This is a genomic window from Paraburkholderia sp. CNPSo 3076, assembly GCF_026343935.1.
GTDB lineage: Bacteria > Pseudomonadota > Gammaproteobacteria > Burkholderiales > Burkholderiaceae > Paraburkholderia > Paraburkholderia nodosa.
The window spans coordinates 1-1213 of sequence record NZ_JAPMAL010000115.1 but is presented as its reverse complement, the minus strand read 5'-3'; the positions used below and the strand labels follow the sequence as shown (position 1 = coordinate 1213).

The 1213-nt window shown below is 60.4% G+C and carries 1 protein-coding gene; it reads left to right on the top strand.

Going from position 1 to position 1213, the window contains the following annotated elements:
- On the top strand, positions 1-923 hold a 923-nt coding region (locus M3A49_RS42260; RefSeq protein WP_266233983.1), incomplete at its 5' end, for an IS110 family transposase.
- Positions 924-1213 lie beyond the last annotated feature (290 nt).

Sequence of the window (1213 nt, the reverse complement as noted above, 5' to 3'; positions counted from 1 at the left end):
CGGAGTTCTTCGCCAACCTCCCCGCCTGCGTGATCGGAATGGAGGCATGCGCGAGCGCGCACTTCTGGGCACGCAAGCTACAGGCCATGGGGCATACGGTAAGATTAATCGCGCCCCAGTTTGTCAAACCGTACGTCAAGACGAACAAGAATGACGCGGCGGATGCCGAAGCAATCTGTGAGGCAGTCGCGCGGCCGAATATGCGCTTTGTGCCGGTCAAGAGCATCGAGCAGCAATCGGTGTTGTCGCTGCATCGAGTACGCCAAGGATTTGTACGGGCGCGCACCGCGCAGGCCAACCAGATTCGCGGATTGCTCGCCGAATTCGGGATCGTTGTCCCCAGGGGAATCGGACATCTTGAACGCCAGGTACCCGAACTGATCGAAGATGCGGTTAACGAACTGACTGGCTCGTTTCGATTGCTCATCCAACGCCTCATGGACCAACTGAAGGAGCTTGACCGACAGGTCAAGGAGCTCGAGGCGCAGATTCAGGCCTGGCACCGCAGTGACGAAACGAGTCGACGGCTCGCGCGTGTCCCAGGAATCGGGCCACTTACCGCGAGCGCACTCGTTGCGTCTGTTGGCGACGCAAAGAGCTTCAGTAGCGCCCGGCAACTTGCAGCGTGGCTCGGTCTAGTGCCCCGGCAGAACTCCAGCGGCGGCAAGAACGTGCTTCTGAGCATCAGCAAACGAGGTGACGTGTATTTGCGAACATTGCTCATCCACGGCGCGCGCTCCTTGCTGCAGGTTGCCAAACGCAAGGAATGCAAGAGCGGCTGGCTACATGGCCTGCTGCAGCGGCGAAACGCAAATGTCGCCGCCGTCGCGCTCGCGAACAAGAACGCGCGCATCGTCTGGGCGCTACTGGTCCACGGCCGCGAGTTTCACGCCGATTACCACGCACCTGCCGCGACTACGTAACCGTTAGCCGCTAGCTTACCGTGTAACTGCCAGCAGGAGACTACAGCCGATTGCTCAGGCGATCATGACGTGATGGCGAGACAGGTCAGACCGTGGCCGGGAAACTCTGAGTACACCTACGTGCGCAAGAGCACGCAAGTCTGATGAGAGTCCGGCCAGCGAATTCCATCAGGGACCGCCGGCCTTGCGCCGGGACATCGAAGTCCGGATGCATGGCCGCAATCATTACCTGCCCTCCGTCACAAACGAGAGCTTGGCAAGCCGGGGGCGTCCATGCATGGTGTATGGGC